The 23,843-nt window shown below is 41.1% G+C and carries 21 protein-coding genes; 8 read left to right on the plus strand and 13 right to left on the minus strand.

From position 1 onward, the window contains the following. Position 1: 1 nt before the first annotated feature. Entirely contained in the window at positions 2-4,423 is a 4,422-nt protein-coding gene (locus CFH81_03055) for a glutamate synthase large subunit (GenBank protein ID DAB41288.1), read from the minus strand. A gap of 244 nt (positions 4,424-4,667) precedes the next feature. Between CFH81_03055 and CFH81_03060 the strand changes: the two genes are divergently transcribed. Further along, complete coding sequence (locus tag CFH81_03060; protein DAB41289.1) at positions 4,668-5,285, plus strand: recombination protein RecO; 618 nt, start codon at positions 4,668-4,670, stop codon at positions 5,283-5,285. Between the two features lie 46 nt (positions 5,286-5,331). Here CFH81_03060 and CFH81_03065 read toward each other — a convergent pair whose 3' ends face one another. From CFH81_03065 to CFH81_03085, 5 genes are all read right to left on the minus strand, one after another. Further along, positions 5,332-5,556, minus strand: coding sequence for a hypothetical protein (locus CFH81_03065; GenBank protein DAB41429.1), 225 nt, complete (start codon positions 5,554-5,556; stop codon positions 5,332-5,334). A 70-nt stretch (positions 5,557-5,626) separates the two neighbouring features. Further along, positions 5,627-6,166, minus strand: coding sequence for an alkylphosphonate utilization protein (locus CFH81_03070; GenBank protein DAB41290.1), 540 nt, complete (start codon positions 6,164-6,166; stop codon positions 5,627-5,629). A gap of 66 nt (positions 6,167-6,232) precedes the next feature. Beyond that, positions 6,233-6,736: a protein disulfide oxidoreductase gene (locus CFH81_03075; protein DAB41291.1), complete on the minus strand. Its 504-nt coding sequence runs from the start codon at positions 6,734-6,736 to the stop codon at positions 6,233-6,235. Between the two features lie 89 nt (positions 6,737-6,825). Then, positions 6,826-7,800, minus strand: a complete 975-nt coding sequence (locus CFH81_03080) for an AAA family ATPase (GenBank protein ID DAB41292.1) — start codon at positions 7,798-7,800, stop codon at positions 6,826-6,828. A gap of 141 nt (positions 7,801-7,941) precedes the next feature. Continuing rightward, positions 7,942-8,160, minus strand: coding sequence for a hypothetical protein (locus tag CFH81_03085; GenBank protein DAB41293.1), 219 nt, complete (start codon positions 8,158-8,160; stop codon positions 7,942-7,944). A 103-nt stretch (positions 8,161-8,263) separates the two neighbouring features. Between CFH81_03085 and CFH81_03090 the strand changes: the two genes are divergently transcribed. After that, the gene (locus CFH81_03090; protein DAB41294.1) at positions 8,264-8,650 is read left to right on the plus strand and encodes a cytidine deaminase; all 387 of its coding nucleotides are present in this window, start codon (positions 8,264-8,266) and stop codon (positions 8,648-8,650) included. A 28-nt stretch (positions 8,651-8,678) separates the two neighbouring features. Here the strand turns inward: CFH81_03090 and CFH81_03095 are convergent, their stop codons facing one another. The 5 genes from CFH81_03095 to CFH81_03115 form a co-directional block, all read right to left on the minus strand. Beyond that, positions 8,679-10,481 (minus strand): C4-dicarboxylate ABC transporter permease, encoded by a 1,803-nt coding sequence (locus tag CFH81_03095; protein ID DAB41430.1) that lies wholly within the window; start codon positions 10,479-10,481, stop codon positions 8,679-8,681. A gap of 242 nt (positions 10,482-10,723) precedes the next feature. Then, positions 10,724-11,521: a hypothetical protein gene (locus CFH81_03100; GenBank protein DAB41295.1), complete on the minus strand. Its 798-nt coding sequence runs from the start codon at positions 11,519-11,521 to the stop codon at positions 10,724-10,726. A 23-nt stretch (positions 11,522-11,544) separates the two neighbouring features. Further along, positions 11,545-12,954 (minus strand): UDP-N-acetylmuramoylalanyl-D-glutamyl-2, 6-diaminopimelate--D-alanyl-D-alanine ligase, encoded by a 1,410-nt coding sequence (locus CFH81_03105; protein DAB41296.1) that lies wholly within the window; start codon positions 12,952-12,954, stop codon positions 11,545-11,547. Further along, on the minus strand, positions 12,951-13,682 hold the full coding sequence (locus CFH81_03110) for a 2-hydroxy-6-oxohepta-2,4-dienoate hydrolase (protein ID DAB41297.1): 732 nt from the start codon (positions 13,680-13,682) through the stop codon (positions 12,951-12,953). The genes CFH81_03105 and CFH81_03110 overlap by 4 nt, the downstream gene beginning before the upstream one ends. 31 nt (positions 13,683-13,713) lie before the next feature. Then, a complete protein-coding gene (locus tag CFH81_03115) occupies positions 13,714-14,859 on the minus strand; it encodes an aminoacetone oxidase family FAD-binding enzyme (GenBank protein DAB41298.1) in 1,146 nt (381 codons plus the stop codon). A gap of 87 nt (positions 14,860-14,946) precedes the next feature. Between CFH81_03115 and CFH81_03120 the strand changes: the two genes are divergently transcribed. Both CFH81_03120 and CFH81_03125 read left to right on the plus strand, forming a co-directional pair. Continuing rightward, positions 14,947-15,621, plus strand: coding sequence for a hypothetical protein (locus CFH81_03120; GenBank protein ID DAB41299.1), 675 nt, complete (start codon positions 14,947-14,949; stop codon positions 15,619-15,621). A 123-nt stretch (positions 15,622-15,744) separates the two neighbouring features. Next, positions 15,745-16,572 (plus strand): hypothetical protein, encoded by an 828-nt coding sequence (locus CFH81_03125; GenBank protein ID DAB41300.1) that lies wholly within the window; start codon positions 15,745-15,747, stop codon positions 16,570-16,572. 30 nt (positions 16,573-16,602) lie between these two features. Here CFH81_03125 and CFH81_03130 read toward each other — a convergent pair whose 3' ends face one another. Next, entirely contained in the window at positions 16,603-17,160 is a 558-nt protein-coding gene (locus CFH81_03130; GenBank protein DAB41301.1) for a Holliday junction branch migration protein RuvA, read from the minus strand. Positions 17,161-17,357: 197 nt separating this feature from the next. Between CFH81_03130 and mviN the strand changes: the two genes are divergently transcribed. Continuing rightward, the gene (gene mviN, locus CFH81_03135) at positions 17,358-18,764 is read left to right on the plus strand and encodes a murein biosynthesis integral membrane protein MurJ (protein ID DAB41302.1); all 1,407 of its coding nucleotides are present in this window, start codon (positions 17,358-17,360) and stop codon (positions 18,762-18,764) included. Between the two features lies 1 nt (position 18,765). On the opposite strand, the gene CFH81_03140 is transcribed toward mviN, so the two are convergent. Continuing rightward, positions 18,766-19,290 carry an aerotaxis receptor Aer gene (locus CFH81_03140; GenBank protein DAB41303.1) on the minus strand — a complete coding sequence of 175 codons (525 nt, stop codon included), beginning with the start codon at positions 19,288-19,290 and terminating at the stop codon, positions 18,766-18,768. A 153-nt stretch (positions 19,291-19,443) separates the two neighbouring features. Between CFH81_03140 and CFH81_03145 the strand changes: the two genes are divergently transcribed. From CFH81_03145 to CFH81_03155, 3 genes are all read left to right on the plus strand, one after another. Beyond that, complete coding sequence (locus CFH81_03145; protein DAB41304.1) at positions 19,444-20,844, plus strand: cysteine--tRNA ligase; 1,401 nt, start codon at positions 19,444-19,446, stop codon at positions 20,842-20,844. Continuing rightward, on the plus strand, positions 20,844-22,547 hold the full coding sequence (locus CFH81_03150; protein DAB41305.1) for an ABC transporter permease: 1,704 nt from the start codon (positions 20,844-20,846) through the stop codon (positions 22,545-22,547). The genes CFH81_03145 and CFH81_03150 overlap by 1 nt, the downstream gene beginning before the upstream one ends. A gap of 216 nt (positions 22,548-22,763) precedes the next feature. Further along, complete coding sequence (locus CFH81_03155) at positions 22,764-23,840, plus strand: dihydroorotate dehydrogenase (quinone) (protein ID DAB41306.1); 1,077 nt, start codon at positions 22,764-22,766, stop codon at positions 23,838-23,840. The last annotated feature ends 3 nt before the right edge of the window (positions 23,841-23,843 follow it).

Consider the following 23,843-nt stretch of genomic DNA (forward strand, 5'->3'; position numbering starts at 1 on the left):
CTTATTCTCCTTCCTCTATCTTTAAAGGGCCTTTCATGTCTTTTGGTCTTACTAGCCAAAAATTTCGTATCTCTACTCTAAAGTTGTCCAATATCTTTTTTGCTTTCTGGCTTTTTGTCTCTTTATAATAATCCTTGAGCAGTTTTTTAAGATAATACCTTTCAATATCCGTATCCTCTGTGTCTATACGTCTTGGCTCGACAAGTTCTTGATTGATATTCTCTGCAAATTCATGCTCGACATCATAAACAAACGCTACGCCGCCTGTCATACCTGCACCGAAATTTACTCCCGTTTTGCCCAAAATAACCACAGCGCCGCCTGTCATATATTCACAAGGATGATCCCCTGTTCCCTCTACGATAGCAATCGCTCCGGAGTTACGGACACCAAAGCGCTCACCCACTTGACCGCTGATATAAAGTTTGCCGCCGGTTGCGCCATACAAACAGGTATTTCCGCCCAAAGCAAAATCTGAATTTTTCTTCTGTGCGGTGATAATGATACGCCCTCCGCTCATTCCTTTGCCGATATAGTCATTTCCCGCACCGCTGATATGGATGCTGACACCGTGAATGAGAAAAGCGCCCAATGATTGGCCTGCTATGCCTGTAAGTCTAAGATCGATGGTGCCGTCAGGAAACCCTTTGTCCCCATAATACTTTGCAATTTCTCCGGAAATTCGTGTACCAAAACTTCTATTGAGATTGGTAATCTCTTTTTCCAGTACGATAGAAGTATCCGGATTTTTAATCGTCGGCATCAATTCGGCCAAAATCTCTTTTTCATATTCATTGCTGTCATAAGGTTCATTGGACTCAACCTGGTGTGTATTTACACCGTCAAGTTTGTAAAGTAAATTTTCAAAAGAGAATTTTTTGGCAAATTCATCATCAATGACCTGCAGCAACTCATTTCTTCCGACAATTTCTTCAATTGAACTATAGCCCAATTTTGCAAGAATTTCTCTTACGTCTTCTGCAAGCAATGTAAAATAGTTGATAACCCGTTCCACAGAACCCTTATAAAACGTTCTTAGTTTTTCATCTTGCGTTGCAATGCCCACTGAACATTTATTGAGATGGCAGATACGAAGAAGCTTGCATCCGACAACCGTTAGAATACCTGTACCAAAAGCATAACTTTCAGCACCAAAAATAGCTGCCTTAACAACATCCAGTCCCGTTTTGAGACCGCCGTCTGTCTCCAGCAAAACCTGCCCTCTGAGATTGTTGGCTTTAAGCGCATTGTGCGCTTCTATGAGCCCTAGCTCCCAAGGATTTCCTGCAAACTTGATAGATCCGATAGGCGCCGCGCCCGTACCGCCGTCTGCACCGGAGATAATAATCTTGTCTGCATAGGCTTTTGCGACTCCCGCAGCGATCGTTCCTACGCCGGCGGTTGATACAAGCTTCACGGCAATTTTTGCCTCAGGATTGACCTGCTTAAGATCGAAAATAAGTTGTGCCAAATCTTCGATAGAGTAGATATCATGGTGCGGAGGAGGAGAGATCAGTGTTACTCCCGGCACCGTATGTCTAAGTCTAGCAATCAGGGGACTCACCTTGTGACCGGGAAGCTGACCTCCTTCTCCCGGTTTTGCTCCCTGGGCTACTTTGATCTGAAGCTCTTTAGCCGAACGCAAATACTCAGGAGTGACCCCGAAGCGCCCTGAGGCAACCTGCTTGATTGCAGAGTTTTTAATGGTGCCAAAACGCGCGGCATCTTCCCCTCCTTCGCCTGAGTTGCTTTGTCCGCCGATAATATTCATCGCTTCAGCCAAACATTCATGTGCCTCAGGAGAGATAGACCCCAAACTCATCGCTGCAGTAGAAAAACGCTTAAAGATTTCACTCAGCGGTTCGACTGCATCTATAGCGATAGGCTTTCTGTCGCTTTTGAGTTCAAAAAAGTCGCGGATGAATTTTTTACCTCTTTTGTCTATAAGTGATTTAAGATGTTCAAAATCCTCTTTTTTTCCTGTCTCAGAAAGTGTATGGATCGCATGCACTGTTGCAGGCGCATAGTCATGGTACTCTCCTCCGTCAAGATATTTATAGTATCCTCCGATATTAAGAGGAAAGATGCGATGCGTAGTCTCTACATCATAAGCCTGCTTGTGTGCTCTGGCGATACGCTCTTCGATATCCTCATACCCTAGCCCCGAAAGCAAACATGTTGCACCGGAAAAACACTCAGAGACGATCTCCTCGCTCAATCCTATCACATCAAAAAGTTTCGAGTTTCTATAGCTTGAAATCGTCGCAATACCCATTTTGGACATAACCTTAAGCAGACCGGCATTGATAGATTTGCGTACTTTTTTGAGTATCGGCGCAAGATCGACATTTTCATCTTTTCTTCTCTCTATCATAGCTACTGTTTGGTACAGCATGTACGGATAGATTGCCGCGACACCAAAAGCAAGCATTGATGCAGCCATATGAGAATCATAAGCCTCTCCTGTAACCGCAACCATGCTCGTAAGATGACGGACTCCCGCCTCAAGAAAGACCTGGTTAAGACGTCCCACAACCATAAGCATTGGCATTACTTTGGTTTGTGCACTTAATGCCCTATCATCCAGAATAACGGTACGAACACCTTCATTCTTCACATCAGAGACAATCTGTTCTGCCAACGAAGCCAAAGAGGACTTTAAATCACTCTCAAATGCAGTGGAATACACCTTCGCTTTATAAATTTTGTCATATTTTGGATTTTTTTCATCGCCAAATTCCTGAAGAAGATTTAGCTTCTCAAGAGATAAAATCGGGGAAATAGATTTAAGTCTTTTGGCATGCGCAGCATCGTCAGCCAGTATGTTTCTTACTTCGCCAAAACCGGTATTGAGACTCATCACCAATTTTTCACGGATAGGATCTATCGGCGGATTGGTTACCTGTGCAAATTTCTGTTTAAAAAAGTCGGAAAAATTTCTTTGTTTATCAGAAAAAGCCGCCAACGGTGTATCGTCACCCATAGCAGCAGTAGCCTCTTTTCCTTCTTTTACCATAGATTCAAAGACTTGCTCAATCACTTCAAGCGTAATATTAAAGAAGCGCTGCTTTGCCTCCATAGTAGTTTTCTCGGGAATATCTACCGTAGAAAAGGGATCACTCATCTGCTCTTGCAGATAAATCATATTTTCATTAAGCCACTTGTCATAAGGATCTATATTTTTGAGATATTCGTTGATATCCTCATTTTTAAGTACTTTTCCGTATTTTAAATCCACACCCATCATTTCGCCCGATTGGAGTCTTCCTCTTTCGAGTATCTCCTCCTCGGGAGTTTGAAGTACGCCATACTCAGACGCAATCAAGAGTCTATTATCAGTAGTGATAATGTATTTGGATGGCCTAAGTCCATTTCGATCAAGCACGCAGCCAATATAGCGGCCGTCTGTCATACTTACTGCCGCAGGACCGTCCCATGGCTCAAAACAGGTACTTGCATATTCATAAAAAGCTCTTAATTTTGCATCCATATGCGGAGAGTTTTGCCATGGTGCAGGCAAAAGTGACCGTGCCGCTTTAAAGAAATCCATGCCATTGATACGCAAAAATTCAAAGAAGTTATCCAAGCTTGCAGAATCGCTCATCTGTAACTGTATGATAGGCAAAAGTCTTTTAAGTTCATCGGGGGAAAATACGTTACTTTCAAGTGCACTGCTTTTTGCGGCCACGTTAAATCTGTTGGCGGTCACAGAGTTGATCTCGCCATTGTGTGCAATCATTCTAAAGGGTTGCGCCAGTCTCCATTCGGGAAGCGTATTGGTAGAAAATCGCTGATGAAAAAGACAAAATGAAATTTTAAATGCTTTATCATTCAAATCTTTATAGAAATGCTTGATATGGGTAGGCATCACAAGGCCCTTATATGAAATAACCGAAGTTGAAAAAGAAGGAATATAAAAATCTCTATCGTCTGACAGCCTCGCTTCTATCTCTTTACGGGAGAGATAGACGAGTGCATCAAATCTTCTTGCCCCCATTAAAGAATACGGGGAAACAAAAACCTGTTTAATATTAGGAAGTTTGGCAAGTGCCTGCTCGCCTAAGGCTTCCGTATCTATCGGTACGGTACGGCTATAAATTACTTTAAGATCATTGTTCTTGCATATTTCTTTGATGATGTCAAAATCTTTTTCATTTTTTGAAAAAATCATCCCTACAGCGTACATATCAGGAAGAGTGATCCCCTCTTTTTTTGCTTCTTTGGCAAAAAACTCTTTTGGAATCGAAAGCAAAAGCCCGGAACCGTCCCCCGTTTTTCCGTCCGCGGCCACGGCCCCTCTGTGCATCATGCGAGACAATGCGGTTACGCCGTCTTCTACGTTTTTATGTGTAGGAATATTATCTATGGAAGCGAGCAATCCAAATCCGCAATTATCCTTAAATGAGGTAAATAAGTCTCTCATAAGCCAACCTTTAGTTTAGTTTTGCTAGGGTTTTGAAAAATGCCCTATAAGTGGGGTCGATTATACTAAACTAACAATTAAAGTTTAATTATAAAATAAAAATTTGGATTTTATTTTGGATTTTTCCAATGTTCTTTAATTTTATTTTGACTATAATGTATTTAAAAAAACAAATAGCTCATCTATCCGATGGGCTGGCGGTAATGGTGTTTAAATTCTCCATAAATGGAAAAAAGGAAGCGCGATAAAAGGATTTGTACTCAGTCTTCGAAAAGTTAAAAATGAAGATTCTGTTGCCATCATACTTAGCGACAAAGAGATAAAAACGTATTATCGTTTTTTTGGTGCAAGACACTCTATTTTACAGTTGGGCAATTTGGTTGACTTTGAAACAGAAGGAGAAGGAAGTTATTTTCTTCCGCGTTTAAGAAATCTTTCACAAATCAATTTTCCTTGGCTCTTTGACAAAAATAAACTTTTGCTTTGGCACAACTTCATCAAATGTTTTGAACCTCATCTTAAAGAGACCGAAGAGATAGAGACGTTTTATTACGAGCTGCTTCTTAATGCGGCCAAAAAATGGCATAAGCAAAATCCAAAACGTATTGTATGCGAAAGTTATTTGGCACTATTGGCCCACGAAGGAAGGCTGCATGATGAAGAGATTTGTTACATCTGCGAACACCCCATAAAGGAACACATAGCGCTTATGCGTGCTTTTATTCCGGCACATCCCGAATGTCTTTATAGCGCTTCTCTACCCAAAGAAAAAATACGTACTTTTTTAAAAACAAAAAAAACTATACATTTGGAAGATGATGAAGTGGCGTATCTTTATGATATCGTCATGAAAGGATTTTAATCTATTGATTTTAGGGCAAAACTATCATTTTTTGCTAAAAAAATGTTTACCGTTTTGTTTTGTGTGCAAGATAAAATTTTTCTATCTTTGTTCGTGCCCATGGTGTTTTACGAAAAAACTTCAAACAGGAGCTGATGTTTGGATTGTTTTTGAAACAGTTAACATTCAGTTTTTCAGCCAAACCGTCCCATCCGTATGCACTTTGCAATTCAACGATGATCTTTTCTAGCGTAATGCCGTGAAGCGGATTGTTTGGCTGTTCTTTTATCACAATTTTCTCTTTTTTCTGTTTTGATTCAAAGCAATCTTTTGCAATAAAAATCACTTTGAATTGTAGGCGTTTATGCTTTTTTTAGAAACTTGGAAAGCAAAAAGATTTTTGTACCGTTGACGCGACCCTCTATCATCGTATTGTCATCGCAAAGATGAATATTTTTGACCGTTGTACCCTGTTTTGCCGTAAAACCCGCACCCTTTACAGGCAAATCTTTAATGATGGTTACCGTGTCGCCCTCCGCCAATATCGTTCCATTGCTGTCTTGCGTGGGTTCGCTGCTAGATACTTCATTCATGCCGGCCTGCGCCCATTCTTGCACCTCAGGCTCGAGATAAAGCATATCAAGCTGATCTTGTGCGCCCAGTTTTGCAAGCAGCCTATATGCCATCACCTGCACGGCAGGCTCCGCACTCCACATGCTGTCTGACAAACAATGCCAATGATTCGCATCCTGTGTCGGATCCTCGATAGAAGCGCTGCATGTACTGCAAATTACAATAGCTTCATCTTTGGGCGCCACTTCATAGGCCATCAAATTTTCCTGCGAACCGCAAAGTTCACACTTGCCACCGCTTCTTTGCATTAATGCTTTATCTATATTCATAAATTATCCTTTAGTCGTCTTGAAGCGTATTTTACTCTTTTTCTTATAAATTATAGAAAAAGCTCTCTATTTGACCGCCATCATACGGGCAAGCAATCCTGCGGTAGTGGTGTATCCCACTTCGGTAAATTGCAATTTGCCTTTACTGTCATAGATAAAAGTAGTAGGAAAGACTTCCACATTGAATGCTGCTTTCCATTTTCCTTCGTTGTCATTGATCACTTTAAAGTTTAAATCTTTTTCGTTCATGTATTGTTTGATCTGTTCGTCACTTCCCGAATTGACTGCAATGCTTAGCACCCGGTATTTTTTTGAAACGGCTTGGATATTGGAGGCTTCAAGTTTGCATGTCGGACACCATGTACCCCAAAAATGCACAATCAGGGGTTTTTTTAGCACATCATCTTGATTCAATATACTTCCATCAATCAGTCTGCTTTGCATATTGGGCAATCTGTCGCTTGGAAGTGATGGTTTACGCAAAAAACTGATCACATTGCCCGCTACAAAAACGACCGACATTACTATGATTGCTTCTTTGAGTATTTTTTTGATGTTCCAAGATCCCATGATTTTATCCTTCTAGACTCTTCAATAATATTGTATTTTTTATCAATCTGCCCCAAGATGATACAAAAATAATTCCGGATTCAATTTATTTAGGCAGGAAGCGGCACTTGTTTTAAAATGATATCTATGATATCGTCATTGCTATTGTCATCAAAACTGCTATTGCCGCTTTTGATAAGCCGATGGCGAAAAACATCATGAATGACCGCTTGTACATCCTCTACCGTCGTGTAATCCCGTCCCCTCATCCAGGCAATAACGCGGGTACACTGATCTAGCGCCAAAGAAGCCCTGGGGCTTACACCCACATCTATCATGATATCAAGCTGTTTGCTGTATCTCAGCGGATACCGTGTGGCAAATACCAACTCAACAATATAGCGTTCAATATCATCACTCATTTTCACCTTTTCTATCTCATCGCGCGCAGCAAATATCATCTCTTGCGGGATTTTCTCTTTGTTTGCTTCTAGCAATTTATTTGCATTTTTTCTTTCGTGTGCTTGCTGTATGATTTTAAACTCTGATTCCATATCGACATACGAGATATTCACATGCATCAAAAAACGATCTTTTTGTGCTTCCGGAAGTCTGTATGTTCCTTCTTCTTCAAGAGGATTCTGCGTTGCCATCACAATAAAAAGCTTAGGAAGTTTGTAGGTTTTTCCTGCAACCGTCACCTGTCTTTCTTCCATGGCTTCGAGCATTGCTGATTGCACTTTGGCGGGAGCACGGTTTATCTCATCGGCCAAAATAATATTGCCAAAAATTGGACCCGGCTCAAAACGAAACTTATGCGCCCCGTTCTCTTCATACATATTTTCAACCCCAATAATATCCGAAGGAACCAAATCCGGTGTAAATTGAATCCTGGAAAATTTTGAATCTATAATTTCTGCCATGGTGCGCACTGTTTTTGTTTTAGCAAGTCCGGGCAAGCCCTCTACTAAAATATTGCCATCTGCGAGTAATCCTATAATAAATCTCTCGACTATACGCTCTTGACCAATGATCGCTTCGTTCATCTTTTGTTGTAAAATTTCAATAGACTGTCGGGCTGTCATGCTTATCTCTCATTCATTTGTTTTATTGTACCGCACAGTAATATAGCAGATTAATATATTATTTTTACCTTCAATCATATGGTCAAGACGATACAGTGTCAGGCATTTCCAAAAAAGATGCAAAAAAATTCATTCGCTGCCTTAAAAATCTAACCCGTCCCAAAACTCATCAAAATCAAGATTGGTCATCATGGTTTCATCATCGTTGTTTTTCTCAAGCAGTTTTTTTCGTTCACGCTCAAAATACTGATCCAATGCCTCCTCAAGAAGCGTGTTGATATCTTTGCCAAGAAGTGAAGAGAAGGTTTGCAAATTTTCTACTGTACTGTGTTTAAATTCAATATTTATATGTTTTTCCATGGGGGTATTGTACACTAAGCCGTCTATTTTTTTCTTTTTTATGCGATAAGGAGGAGGTTTTGATATACTGCTATCATAAAAACAGGGAATAAAGGAGCAGATCATGACACCGGAAAAACTCATCCGGGCAGCGCGTAAAATTGTTGGACAATTTGAACTGAGCCATGCTGATTTTTCTGCCGGAAAAGTAGGAGCAGCACTTTTAAGCGCAAAAGGAAATATTTATACCGGAATCAACATTGAACTAGCATGCGGTATCGGATTTTGCGCAGAACATTCAGCAATTGCTGAAATGTTAAAAAACAGAGAAACCCAAATCGACATGATCGTTGCAACAAATAACAAATCTATCATTCCTCCATGCGGACGATGCAGGGAACTTATGTTTCAAGTTAATCGCAGCAACATGAATACAAAAATATATCTCACCGGTGACCGCTATATGACCCTTGCTGAATTATTGCCCAATCCCTGGGAGCCAAGCCTGTGACACTTTGGGTTGAGAGCTTTTCGACCGCTCACTTTCCAAACAAATAGATCAAATCAGGATAAATTACAATAATCAGCAAAGCCAAGAGTTGCAGTAAAATAAACGGCACGACTCCCCTGTAGATAGTTCCCGTACCAATCTTATCTCCGGCCGCCCCCTTGAGATAAAACAGTGCAAACCCAAAGGGAGGGGTAAGAAAAGAGGATTGCAGGTTCATCGCGACAAGAACAGCAAACCATACAGGATCAATCCCAAACGATGCAACGATGGGCACCAAAATCGGTACAACCACAAATGCAATCTCTATAAAGTCAATAAAAAAACCTAAAATAAAAATGGCTGCCATCGCGATAAGGATAAACATCCATTTGCTTCCCAAATCTTGTGAAAAAAACTCCAGTGCCATATCGCCGCCGCCAAGCTCATTGAATACCAGCGAAAAAGCCGTCGCACCGATGAGTATCATGAAGATCATCGCTGTGAGTTTAACTGTCTCTATGCTTGCATAACGAAGCAATGCATACGAAAAAGTTTTCTTGCCCGCAGACAGCGCCACTGCTCCAAGCACACCGATTGCCGCCGATTCAGTCGCCGAAGCAATCCCCGTGAAAATGGAGCCCAACACTACGCCTATGAGCAACAAGGGGGAGACAATCTCTCTTGCTGCTGTTTTAAGCACTGCGCGATAAGGTTCATCCAATACAATAGCCGGAGCGATATCTTTGTTCAGCCATGAAACAATGACAATATAAAGCACATAAAGTACAATGAGCAGCATTCCGGGCACTACGGCCGCACGAAAAAGATCGCCTACACTCAGATGCATCTGATCTCCAAGCACAATAAGCACAACAGAGGGCGGAATCAGCTGCCCCAATGTTCCGCTGGCTGCAATAGTACCTGCAGCCAAGGAAGGCGAATAGCCGTGTTTGAGCATCAAAGGCAGTGCGATGAGGCTCATCATCACCACTGAAGCCCCTACGATTCCAGTACTTGCTGCGAGTATCGCCCCTACAATTACCACTGAAATAGCCAATCCTCCACGTAAATTTCTAAAAAGTTTTCCCAACGAAAACATCAAACCTTCCGCCATCTTTGACTTTTCAAGTATCAGCCCCATAAAAACAAACAAAGGTACAGCCATCAGTGTAGCATTATCCATAATGCCATACGTACGATAAGGAAGCATCTGGAAAGTTTGAAGCGATACCTCGTCACTAATAAGTGCAAAAAAAAGTGCCGAACCTGCAAAGACAAATGCCACCTGAAATCCCGCCATCAGAAGCACAAAACTCAAAGCAAACATCAAAAATACAGGATCTAAAAGAAATGCTACTCTATTGAACCATAATGCATATACTGCTGTGCCCAAAAATACCGCCACTCCAAGCGCCAGCCACAAAAAAGTTTTATTTTCGACCTTGTGATACGCTTTGAGCACTTCGCTGACCGCCTGGATAAGCAATAAAATAAATGCCACAATCAGCATACTCTTGATCAGATACCGATGCGTCAATCCCCCCGGATCAGAAGAGACTTCACGCTGAATATAGCTCTGGTAGGTCATATCCAAAGCATCATTCAAAAAAAATAAAGAAAAAGGTATCAGCAAAAGAAGCATAGAGAGTATCTGCACGATCGCCTTAGTCTGCACAGAATATCTCTCAAAAAAGATATCCACTCTCACATGTTTGTCATGTTTAAGCGCATAACTAAGCCCCAGCAAAAAAATAATATCAAACAGATGCCACTCCAACTCCTGCAGGGCAACAGAACCTGCCGAAAAAAGATACCTTGCTGCGGCATCATAGGCCACAAGGAGCGAAAGCATAACAACGAGCACCGCAGCTATGTACCCTGAGTGTTTGGAGAGACGGTCCACGTAATACGAAAGATCTATTAATTTCATTTATTGCTATCTTTTCTACTCATTTTAGAAAGGAGATTGTTTTTGTTTATTTTACCCGCTCCCAACTTCATCATCCCGCACATGTGCTTATCGCCTCTCTCGTATCCAAACGTAATCAAATATATTTTTACCCCTCGTTACCGATAGTATTTATCTCAAAAAAACTATTTCCAGTACGTATCAAGTCTCACAAACCATCCCTTGCGCCAACGCTCTTCGCCCCGCGCAGGGGGCGAATTTCTGATGCGTCTATCAAGCATCGCTTTGGCGGCATCGGCAAAAGCTTTAAGCTTATAGGGTTCTTTTGGATCCATATGCTCAAGCACTTGCAAAAGCCCCCATCCTTCTCCTTTGTAGCGTTCACTTTCCAAGGTACCCTCGCCTTTAAAATTAGTATAATCCAAAAGCACATAAATCCCTCGCTCATTGACAGAACCGTCAGGGTGGCGCATCACCTCATCAAAACGTTTCCTGATAAGAGCTTTTTGCTTAGGATCATTTAAAGTTTCAAGCATTTGAGGTAAAGCCTCATTGAGTCGTTTTGCCATAAATCTTGCTTGATGGGATTGTGTCTCTTTCAGAAAAGCAAATAACTCCCTATATTGCTTGCTCTTGGTATTTTTGGCATGAAAAAATGATTCTTTATTGCCCCAAGGCAGAGGCGTTTTACTGTTAAGCCATGGGGGCATCTTCACACCCTTATGTTCCAGATACGCCAACACCATCGGAAAGACTTCACGGAAGCGCTCACTATGCCCTGCGCTAAACCAAATAAAATGTCCGATCCCTACAGAGGCAAAATCTTCTCCGTCATTCCAATGCACAAGATATTTATCCTGCCCGGCCCCTTCATTTTGCCATACTTTTTGCGCGATATATTCCGCTTGCCTATCTGTAAGTTTTACTTCTGAGGCCAAAGCTACAGCAAATCCAAACAATATCATCCCTGCCGCAATGCGCATCGGCCAGCCTTTCTTGCTATATTTCATATAAAACTCGGAGCATCATTGGCAAAAAGTATCAGATCACCCGGACGCGTCTGCTCTATCAGCATTGCTTCCATCTCGCTTTTGGCAGAAAGTTTTACCAGTTTATCTGCATCTACACAGGTTTTAAATATCCCATAATTGAGATCACCCGTCACCACCACCACATCAAATACTTCGTTGGCTTTTTGTGCCACTTGGATGTTCAGTGCATCATCCGCCTCAACAAGTCCCGGGGTAATAACCACCTTTCTTCCTTTATGAGTGCTTGCTAAATCGAATGACGCCATCATCCCGTCGATGTTGCCATTGAAGCTGTCATCAAGAATTATTTTACCTCCCGCATCGATGCGCTGCAATCTGTGATCGACCGATTTGAGTGTGCTTAATTTTTGCTGTATCTGCGCATCACTCAATCCAAATGCTTTGGCTACTTTCACTGCCGCCGCAAGATTCATCGCATTAAATGCACCCAAGATACCGGCCGTATAGCGTACACCCTCAAGCGTAAAACTCGTCCCCTCGAGGGTTGCTTCAATTTCCGTAATATCTGGACCAAAAGAGTGAATATTTTCTTGAGGTTCTACCCTCACACTTTCATGTATCCATGCCTCTTTGAGTCTGTTTGTCCGAAGAATTTCCATCTTGGTATTGCGGATATTTTCAAGTGTCTTGAAATACTCAATATGTGCAGGACCGATCTTGCCTACAACCACATAATGAGGATTGACAAAAGTGCTGATTTCTGCAATATCCCCCTCGCCTCTGGCACCCATCTCCACCACATACACTTCTGTATCTTCAGGAAGATCATCATTGATATCCTTCAGCACTCCCCCCAGAGTATTAACCGAACGAGGTGTTGCATAGGTTTTATACTTGGCTTTAAGAAGATGCTCTACATAATTTTTGATACTTGTTTTTCCGTAGCTTGCAGTAATACCCACTACTGTGAGGTTTTTCATCGATTCTATCTTCTTTTTTGCCTTCAGTTTAAACCCGCTGAAAAGCATTTTCTCAATGAACGATGAAACAAAGTATGCAATCAAAAGCGGGATAATAACTCCAAAATGATGAAACACTAAAACAATAAAAAAGGCCACAAAAAAGAGTACGGCAAAAAAGCGTTTAACTCTTCCGGTAAACACCAAAGGTTTGTCCAGCCCCCTATACCAACCATACAGCGCACCCAGATATATCGCAACGACAACAAAGGCATATGAAGTCGTATAGTGTATAAGCATGTAAATCGCAAACGGTATAAGAAAATAGACAAAATGCCACCATGTTTTTGTATGATGCAGCACCACACGTTCAAGCTTATAGCTATACCACTGGAGATTGGTGATCACATAATATCCCATTGCTGCGATGAACAGCGCATAGGCAAAAATATCAAGAAGTATCATAGGTGTGTTTCCTTGCATTGTGTTTCTATGGTCTGTGCGATAAAGGTACCGTGTTTTAAAAAAAAGAAATGGTCCCCCTCAAGCGGATAAAGCGAACTTTTGGGTATTAGGCTTTTTATTTTTTCGGCTGTCCATAACGGTGTTGCCGTATCTTTTTTGCCCCAAAAAAGAAGTGTTTTGCTTTGAGTTTTTGCAAAATTGGCTTCAAAATCTTCGTTCACCACGTTTTTAAAGGTTTCGTACATCTCGTGATTCATCCCTTTGGCATCATCACTGACAAATATTTGACGCAATTTTTGTATCCCTAGCGGCTTGAGCAATTTAAAGAGTGCGATTTTTATTCGCACGTTCCAGGGCTTTGGCACAAGCACCCCCGAAGAGGAAAGCAAAACCAAACAAGGAGAATCCAGCAGCACAGAAACCTTCCCGCCAAAAGAGTGACCCATAATAATCTTTGGAGAAACCCGCAACTCCATCAAAAAAAGCTTCACAATCTGTGCATAATCTTTGGTTGTCAATATAGAGTTGTTGGAGCTTTTGCCAAAACCGGGCATATCCAGATAGATATGTTTGTACATCTTGAGCGTTTGCCCAAATGCTTGCTTCATGATCTCTTTACTGCTTCCCCATCCATGAAGCACAAGAAAAACATCCTGCTCACTCGGATTTGCCAACTCATAAGAGAGTTGATAGCTATTGTTTTTGTAAATAATTTCTTTAGATGCCATAATATACCATTGTATTTTAATTTTTGTGATTTTATCTTTTAATTTTTAACGATTTAGCGCAGTTGTAAGCACTTGAAAATGCCCACTGAAAATTATATCCGCCAAGTCTTCCTGTCACATCAAGCACTTCCCCGATAAAATACAACCCGTCGCTTTTCAGGCTCATCATCGTATTTGCATCCACTTCATCGGTACATACACCGCCTCTGGTCACCTCGGCCTTGCTGTATCCAAATGTGCCTGCCGGTGCAAAACTGTAATGACTCAAGGTCTCCAACCGTTTTAATTCATCCAGACTGAGTTTGGAGCCCATTTTATCTTCGATTCCCAATTGTATCAAAAATGCCTTGGCAACCCGTTTAGGAAAAGGAAAAATAGAAGTGAGCTGCTTTTTGCTTGAGCGTACAGTGCTCCAGGAAAATCCGGGTAAAAAGTCTATAGTGATATTTCCTTTTTCCCAATACAAAGAAGCATCCAAAATCGCCGGACCACTGATGCCTTTATGGGCGAAAAGAAGCGGCCCCCTGCAAAGCTGATCTGCCACCTTGATCTCCACCTCTACCGAAGTACCGCTGAGTTCTTTGAAAAAAAACTGTTCTTTTTGTACAGTAAACCCTACCAATGCCGGCGCTGTTTTTACAATCGTATGCCCAAAAGAAGCTGCAATTTCATATCCGATAGAACTTGCGCCAAGAATGGGATAACTCAATCCGCCCGATGCCACCACGACAATCTTGGAGGTTAGCACTCTTTTGTCGGTTTTAACACTAAAATAGTCTCCCCTTTTGCTGACTTTTAATACTTTTTCATCCAAAAGTATCGTTTGTTTTTTGCTTTCTTTGTTAAAAATTTCCAAAAGTTCTTTAGCGCTGTTGGGACAAAAGTACTGGCCCTCTTTTTTTACAACAGGATCAATGCCTCGCTGTTTTATCCATGCCAAAAGAGCTTTTTGATCAAATGCCCTGAGACTTTGTTTGATAAAACTGTCTCTTCCTGCATAAAAAGCACTGTCCATCCTCTGGTTGGTGATATTGCATTTCCCCCCGCCGGAGACCAGCATCTTGGCTCCTGCTTTGCCATTAGCCTCTATCAGTAGTGCCGATTGCCTCGGAAGCACGGAAGCGAGCATCAATGCGCTTGCTCCTCCGCCTATAATAATGAGCTCTTTATCCATGATGACATTATAGCCAATTGCATCACATAAACCTGCTCTTTGTCTTTGATTTTCTGTGCTATAATTATAAAAAAGACAGAGAATGAGAAAATGAGGGTTTTAGTTGCTTTTTTGCTTTTTTATTCTTTAGCGTATAGCAATCTCTTTGTGATAACAGACAAAAACGGAAAAATACTTCATAGCAAAAATCTTCAACATACTGAAAATGCTTTTATCAACCAAAAAACAACCGAATACTCTCTTCAGGCTATCTATGACGAACTTCATCGTGCCGAAAATCTTGCCCGAATGGCACAAGCCGCACGAGCAAGAGAAGAACGTATTGCCCATGAAAAAGCAGAAGCCAAAAAAGCAGGCAAAACCTATCATCTCTCTGAGTCCGACAAAAAACAGCTTTTAAAAGATGCCAAATACTACAAGGGAGGGCGCTATATATGGGGAGGTACCACTCCGCAAGGGTTTGACTGCTCAGGATATGTACAGTATCTTTATAAAAAACACCGTATTGATCTTCCCCGGACAGCCTATGCCCAATCTAAAAAAGGCCAACCGATTGATATCAATAGCCTTCAAAAAGGAGATCTTCTTTTCTTTTTAACCGATAAAAAACGCGGCATACCTGTTACGCATGTGGGTATCTATATCGGAGAAGGAAAGTTTATCCATGCCGCCTCCAAAAAAGACGGCATTATTGTCTCTCCCATTACACATGGAACTTACAGAGAAAAATTTGTTGAAGCGCGAAGAGTGGTAACGCAAACTTGATGTTTGGCAAGCCTATCGCAACAAAATCAAACAGGGATTTTTTGTCATAAGAAAATGAAATATTTATTATAAAATCAATACTCCAATGCTATAATAATTCCATACAACCAAGAAGGGAAAATTTTGAATATTAAACCCGATTGCATTACCTGTCTGCTTAACCAGGCATTAAAAGTTTCAAAACTCTTAGATCTGGATGACACTGAAACCAAAAAAGTTCTTAACAAAGCGGCACAGATCCTTATAGATCGCGATATGTCACATACACCGCCTCAAATTGCCAAAGATATTTATCATGCTATCTCCGAAATTACCCAAAATGATGACCCTGTATTATTGTCTAAAATATATGCTACAAAAGAAGCGCTCAAAGTAGATACCTCCTTTGTCAAAACCATCAGCGATGCCATTAAACTATCGGCGATCGGAAATGTGATTGATTTTGGCGCACAAAAACAGTTTGATCTCAAAGAGATGATTCAAAATCATTTCAGTCAGCCGTTTGCCATTGATGATTTTTCCTTATTTGAACAAGAGTTAAAAAAAGCAAAAGAGATGGTCATTATCGGCGACAACGCGGGAGAACACATCTTTGATAAACTGCTCATAGAAACAATCAAAGAGCACTACCATATCAAAATATACTATTTTGTCAGAGGAAAACCCATCATTAATGATATAACAAAAAATGAAGCCGTTCTCTTGGCTGATTGCGCCAATATTGTCGACACGGGCGTTCAGACTCCAGGTTATGATTTAAAAGAATCCAATACGAAAGCCAAAGAGATCTTCGACCGTGCCGATATCGTACTTGCCAAAGGAATGGGGAACTTTGAAAGTCTTTATCAAACAGCCAACCGTGCAATCTATTTTCTTTTTATCGTCAAATGTGATGTTGTGGGCCAGATAATAGGCCAAGATGTCAAATCAATGATTTTTAAGCGTGGATAATGAGGATAAACTCTAAAAATACACTTCTTTTTAAAGCCGCTGAAGCTTTTTAAGTCCTTCTTTTACTATAGTGCTTGTATCACCGCTGCAGCCGCTGAGTGCTTTTTGGATCGCATCTTTTTTGAAGCCCAGACTTTCCAGCGCCATCATCGCTTCTGCCATGGCCGTTGAGCTGTTTTCGTCTGCATTGCCGTCACTAATAAAATCTGCCAATTCAACTAAAATACGACTTGCTGCTTTGGGTCCGATGCCCGGAACACGCTTGAGCATACCCACATCTTTGGAAGAGACTACTTTGGCAAATGTCTCAGGGGTAAAAGTAGAACAGATTGCCAATCCGACTTTGGGTCCTACCCCGTTTATCTTGAGCACGGTATCAAACATTTTTTTCTCACCCATCTGCATAAACCCAAAAAGCAGGTGGGCATCTTCTCGTATAATCTGTGTCACAAAAAGTTTTACATTTTTTTCTTTGATAGCATTTGAAGTATGGATCGATACCATTACCTCATAGATGATTCCCTGCACATTAAGATGCACAAAAGTGGGGTCTTTTCTTTCCAGAGTTCCTTCGATGCCTACAATCATTTCTTTCCTTTTAAATCACCCCCGAGATTCTCAGGGGCATAAAAAATAAATCAAAGAAGTATACCAAGAGTTTTTTCCGGTCTGTATAAAATATGTCAAATTGACCCATTTTGTTCATTTTGTGTCCATTAAACTGTTTCAGAATGACAATAACACTTTTAAGATAAAATACGTTTCATTTCACACAAAAGAAGAGCATGCGACTCAAATCTATATTTACCAACAGTTTCGGTATCCTTGTTTCACGCGTTACGGGCTTGGGTCGTGACGTACTCATGGCTTCAGCACTTGGGGCTTCTTTGTGGAGTGATATCTTTTTCATTGCTTTTAAACTTCCCAATCTTTTTCGCCGTATCTTTGCAGAAGGTGCATTTACCCAAGCGTTTATGCCTTCTTTTGTCGCTTCAAAACAAAAGGGGGTTTTTGCTACGGCTATTTTTTTAAGGTTTTTACTTTTTCTTACTCTTGCCTCTCTTCTTATCACGCTTTTTCCGACTCCCGTAACCAAACTTCTTGCATGGGGATGGAGCAGTGAGCAGATAGCACAAACAGGGCCGCTCACCGCAATCAACTTTTGGTATCTGGATCTGATTTTTATCGTTACGTTTATCGGCACCCTGCTTCAATACAAAGAACATTTTGCCACCACGGCGATGTCAACCGCCCTACTCAACCTCTCCATGATCGGGGCACTGCTTCTTTTTATGCATGAGGACCCAAAAACGGTGGCCTATGCTTTAAGTTTTTCAGTACTTGTCGGGGGTGTCTTGCAAGTTGTCACGCATATAGTTTCACTTAAGCATCTTAACTTGCAGCGAATGCTTCTGGGCGGATGGCATTACAGGAATAAGAAAGATATCGCGGAAGAAAAACAAAATTTTAATAAACTTTTCATTCCTGCGGTGTGGGGAAGCTCTACTGCACAGATCAACAGTTTCATCGATACCATGCTGGCAACTTTTCTGATATCAGGTTCCGTATCTTATCTTTTTTATGCCAATCGTGTATTTCAGCTTCCCCTTGCCATTATTGCGATAGCTACAACTACGGCACTTTTTCCTTCGATATCAAAAGCTGTCAAAAACGGACGCAGCGAAGAAGCTTACCTTAATTTAAATAATGCGTTTTGGCTTTTGGCTTTTGCGCTGGGGATTGCGACTGCGGGAGGCATCATGTTGGCAGAACCCATCATATGGCTTTTATTTGAAAGAGGGAAGTTTGCACAAGCAAATACAATGGAAACCTCCTATGTACTTATAATGTATCTTGTCGGGCTGCTGCCTTTCGGTCTGGCTAAACTTTTTTCGCTTTTTTTATATGCCTCTCATCGCCAAGCTGCAGCCGCAAAGATCGCTACCGTTTCGCTTCTTCTCAACATCATCGCTTCTTTGCTGCTCATTAAACCGCTTGGCGCCATGGGTTTAGCTTTGGCGGGAAGTATTGGGGGATGGGTGCTCTTTATTCTGACGGTACGCGAAGTAGGGATGAATAGGTTTTGGGAGATCACCAATACAATCAGAACGCTTTATTGGATAATGTGCATGGCCGGATCGCTTTTAGTTTTCTATTTTATCAATCTTTGGCTGATTGGATTGATCCGTTAAATTATCCCCTTCTGGCAATTCCTTCACCATGATAAAGTTCTCCTTTTGCAAAATAGGGGTCATCAATAAAACTCTCATCAAAAAGCTCTTTGTACTTGATTTCTATCTCTATAAGCGACTGAGGATAAGCTTCTCTTCTGCTTGCAATGAATCCTGCGATCTCATTATTGTTATCAAATCTTGGTTGTATATAAACTAGTGACCAAAAATATCTTCCGTCTTTTCTGAGATTTTTGATATACCCCCGCCATACTCTTCCTTCTTGTATTGTTTTCCATAAACCTCTAAAAAGCCCTTGGGGCATATCCGGATGACGCACAACACTATGCGGTGAGCCTATAAGTTCTTCTTTTGAATACCCGCTCATCTTGACAAAATCCCGGCTTGCATAGGTTAGGATACCGTTAAGATCTGTTTCTGTAATCATGGCACCTCCCTCATAAGGAGCACCCTTGTCCATGGGTGTATTGCGGCGAATCTCTTCTTTTGTGATTGTATTGTAAATTGTTTTTGTCGTCTTTTCCATCCAATACCCCCCCCTTAAAATTTATCATTTATCCATACAGCGTATGTTCCATTTAACAAATAATAGTATCTTATTTTTATAAAAAACTAAATAATCTATCCTAATTAACATTTGGCTATAATCACAGCACTATAATTTTAGAAGGTCAATCCCATGTTTATCTATGACAGTGTACAAAAAACCAAACTTCAACTGGTTCCCATAAAAGCAGGAGAAGTATCTATCTATGTGTGCGGTCCCACTGTCTATGACGATGCCCATTTGGGACATGCCAGGAGTGCTTTGGCCTTTGATTTGCTCTCCCGCACTCTTAAAAATCTCGGTTATAAAGTTACTATGGCAAAAAATTTTACCGATATTGACGACAAGATCATCAAAAAAATAGAGGCCACAGGCAAAAGCATGCAGGAAATCACCTCTTTCTATACCGACAGATACCTTCAAGAGATGGGTGCTCTTGGCGTTGGACGTGCCGACATAGAGCCCAAGGCCACCGAGTCCCTCGAAGCTATCGAAACAATGATACAAACACTTATAAACAAAGGATTTGCCTACAGGGTATCTAACGGAGATGTCTATTTTGATACCTCCAAAGACAGTCATTACGGAGACATTTCCCATCGTGTGAACGAAAATGAAGAAAACCAAAGCCGCATCACGCACACAGACGAAAAAAAGAACCCCAAAGATTTTGCGTTGTGGAAAGCATGCAAAGGCAATGAGGATATTTGTTTTGAAACTGCATTTTCTTCAGGACGTCCGGGATGGCATATTGAGTGTTCGGCCATGATAGAAAAGCATTTTTGCGGCAACAATGAATACAGTATTGATATCCATGGAGGAGGTGCTGATCTGCTTTTTCCTCACCATGAAAATGAAGCCGCCCAAAGCAGATGCGCTACAGGACATGAGCTTGCCAAGTACTGGATGCATAACGGTTTTGTTCAAATCGATGGCGAAAAGATGAGCAAAAGTCTTGGCAATAGCTTTTTTCTTAAAGATGCGCTTCGCGTCTATGACGGTGAAGTCTTGCGCTACTATCTCAACTCTGTACACTACCGTAATGATTTTAACTTCAATGAAGAAGATCTGCTTGCGGCCAAAAAAAGACTGGATAAACTTTACAGACTCAAAAAACGTGTGATCCCAAGCCAATCTTCCGCACCGGACACTACATTCAAAACTGCCCTGCTCGAAGCTCTATCGGATGATCTAAATGTTTCTATGGCACTTTCCGTTATCGATGAGATGGTTGCACAAAACAATGAAAAACTAGATCTTAACCCAAAAGATAAAGAACTCAAAAGCAAAATTACTGCCAATATTGATTTTATAGACAGCCTGCTTGGTTTTGGAGGCAAAGAGCCGTTTGAGTATTTTCAAATCGGTATAGATGAAGTGCTTAAAAATAAAATAGAAACACTTCTTGCCACGCGCACCGAGGCCAAAAAAGCCAAAAACTTTACGCTCTCGGACGCCATTCGGGATGAACTCATAGCCATGGGGATATCCATTATGGATACGCCCGGCGGCACTGTATGGGAAAAAGCCTGATGAAAGAATTGCTTAGACAGTATCTTCCTTATTTGGCTGGCTATAAAAAACATTTTTTCTTTGCCGTACTGGGGATGATTGCCGTTGCTGCAGGAACCGCAGGAACGGCGCAGCTTATCAAGCCGGTATTGGATGATATTTTTATCAATAAAGACAAAGAGATGCTTTTGCTGATGCCTTTTTTGCTCTTTGGTGTTTTTGCTCTTAAAGGAATAGGAAAATATATCCAAACCTACTACACTTCTTTTATCGGACAAGACGTTGTTCGAAAGCTTCGCGACAGATTGGTAGAGCATCTAACTTATCTTGATATAGATTTTTTCAGACGCATGCATACAGGAGAGATACTTTCTCGTGTTACCAATGATATTTCCCGCATTCAAATGGTGGTCGCAGGCATTATTCCCGATCTCATGCGTGAAACAATGACTATCATTGCGCTTACAGGATATGTGATCTATGAAAGCCCTAAATTGGCATTTTATTTTCTTATCATTATGCCTTTGGCTATTTTTCCTCTTTCAAAATTGGCTAAAAAAATGCGAAGATATTCCAAACTCTCCCAGGAAAGTACCGCGGATATGACGGCAAGGCTGGGAGAAATCCTTGCCAATATCGAAATCATCAAATCCAATTCATCACAAAAGTATGAAAAAAACCGCTTCGCCAAAGAAAACCAAAATGTTTTCAAATTTATTATGAAACAAGTAAGAACCAATGCGCTTACCTCTCCCGTCATGGAGCTTCTAGGCTCGATAGCGATAGGAATTGTTATCTACATAGGCGGCAAAGAGGTGATCGAAGGGCGGATGAGCGTGGGGTCTTTTTTTGCCTTTGCAACTGCACTTTTCATGCTTTATGATCCCGTCAAACGTCTCTCTGCCCTTTACAACAGAGCGCAGGATGCCATCACAGCAAACACCCGCATGCATGAACTTTTAGCCAAACAGCCTCGTATCATATCAGGAGATAAAGTGCTTACAGGAAGCATACAAACCATCATGCTCCAAAATGTTTCACTTGCATACGGCCGCATACCTGCGCTTAACAATATTTCATTTGAGGCAAAAAGAGGCCAGTCTATTGCTCTTGTGGGAGACAGCGGTGCGGGCAAAAGTTCTTTGGTCAGCCTGCTTGTACGCTTTTATGATCCGACTGAAGGAAAAATTCTTATCAATGGCACAGATTATACTGATTTTACACTTCCCTCTTTGCATCGCAAGATCGCTTATGTAACACAACGTATCTATATTTTTAACGATACCATCGCAGCCAATGTCGCCTATGGCGAAGAGATAGATCAAGAGAGGGTTATCCGGGCACTTAAAAAAGCTTATGCAATGGAGTTTGTAGAAAAATTTGAAGAGGGAATTTTTACACTTTTGTCCGAAAACGGCAATAATCTCTCAGGAGGACAAAGGCAACGTATCGCTCTTGCCAGAGCACTTTATAAAAATCCGGATATCCTTATTCTTGATGAAGCTACTTCTGCGCTCGATAATATAAGCGAAGCGCTTATACAGCAAGCGCTTAAAGCGCTAAAACCCCACATGATTACTTTCACTGTTGCCCACAGATTGAGCACTATTGAAGAGTCCGATACTATTTTGGTGTTTGAAAAAGGAGAAATCATCTGCAGGGGTTCGCATACTGATTTGCTGCAACAATGCAAAACCTACAGCAAGCTCTGTAAAACAACCTAAACTATGATTTTGCAATAAAAAATAGTTTAAAAACGAAATTAAAAAATTGTTCTCTCGGGCAAGAAGATTGCGTGTACACTACTTTTATTGATAATTTGCTATACTATTGTTTATAGTGTGCATATGAGACAAAAATTTATATTTCATGCCCATACTAAACTTTTTTAACGGTAAGCTTTTTGGTTTGCTGCTTTTTAGAATATAAACTATTTGTAAATGGAGAGCGTAGTGTCACTTTTTTCTTATCAAAATCTTAAAAAAATTCTCTTTAAACTAGATCCCGAAACTGCTCACACTTTTGCCGGGTTTGGATTGATGACTATAGCTCATTGTCCTCTGCTGTTACGCTTTGTTAAAAATAAATACTTTGTCACTCACCCCATGCTTCAGCAGAAAATCTTTGGACAAACTTTTCAAAATCCTGTAGGTTTAGGCGCAGGGTTTGATAAAAACGCTCAATACATCGCTGCAACGCCTATCTTGGGATTTGGATTTACAGAAGTAGGAACAGTAACACCAAGACCTCAAGACGGCAACCCAAAACCAAGACTTTTCAGACTGATTGAAGAAAATTCCATACAAAATGCCATGGGGTTTAACAACAAGGGAAGCTACTATATGCTTCAGCAGCTTAAAAAGCTCTACTTTTTTGATTATCCTGTCGGTATCAATATAGGCAAAAATAAGATCACTCCTGAAACCGAAGCGCTTAGAGACTATGAAACGCTTTTTAGGGCATTTAAAGAGTATGGCGATTATATAGTGATCAATATCTCCTCGCCCAACACCCCCGGACTCAGAAATCTGCAAAATGAAACCTTTGTCAAGACTATTTTTGAGATGGCAAAAACAATCACTTCTCAGCCCGTCTTGCTCAAAATTGCACCCGATATGGATCCGAAGGAGGCTATTGCGCTTTGCAAGAGTGCGGTTGAAGCAGGAGCAGCAGGCATTATCGCAACCAATACAACCATAGACTACTCCCTTACTCCTCATGCCAAGGATTTTGGGGGCATCAGCGGAGCATTGCTAAAAGAAAAGAGTTACGAACTCTTCAAAGCCATAGGTAAAGAATTTTACGGAAAAACGGTGCTTATTTCTGTAGGCGGTATCGATTCGGCCGAAGAAGCTTATAAACGCATTAAAGCGGGCGCTTCTTTGGTCCAAGTTTACAGCATGCTTATTTTCAAAGGACCCGCCCTCATTAAAGAAATCAATGAAGGACTTTTGATGCTCTTACAAAAAGACGGATACAGCCATATCAGCGAAGCTGTCGGTGCAGATTATAAATAAATT

Origin of the sequence: Sulfurovum sp. UBA12169 (genome assembly GCA_002742845.1) — a bacterium.
GTDB lineage: Bacteria > Campylobacterota > Campylobacteria > Campylobacterales > Sulfurovaceae > Sulfurovum.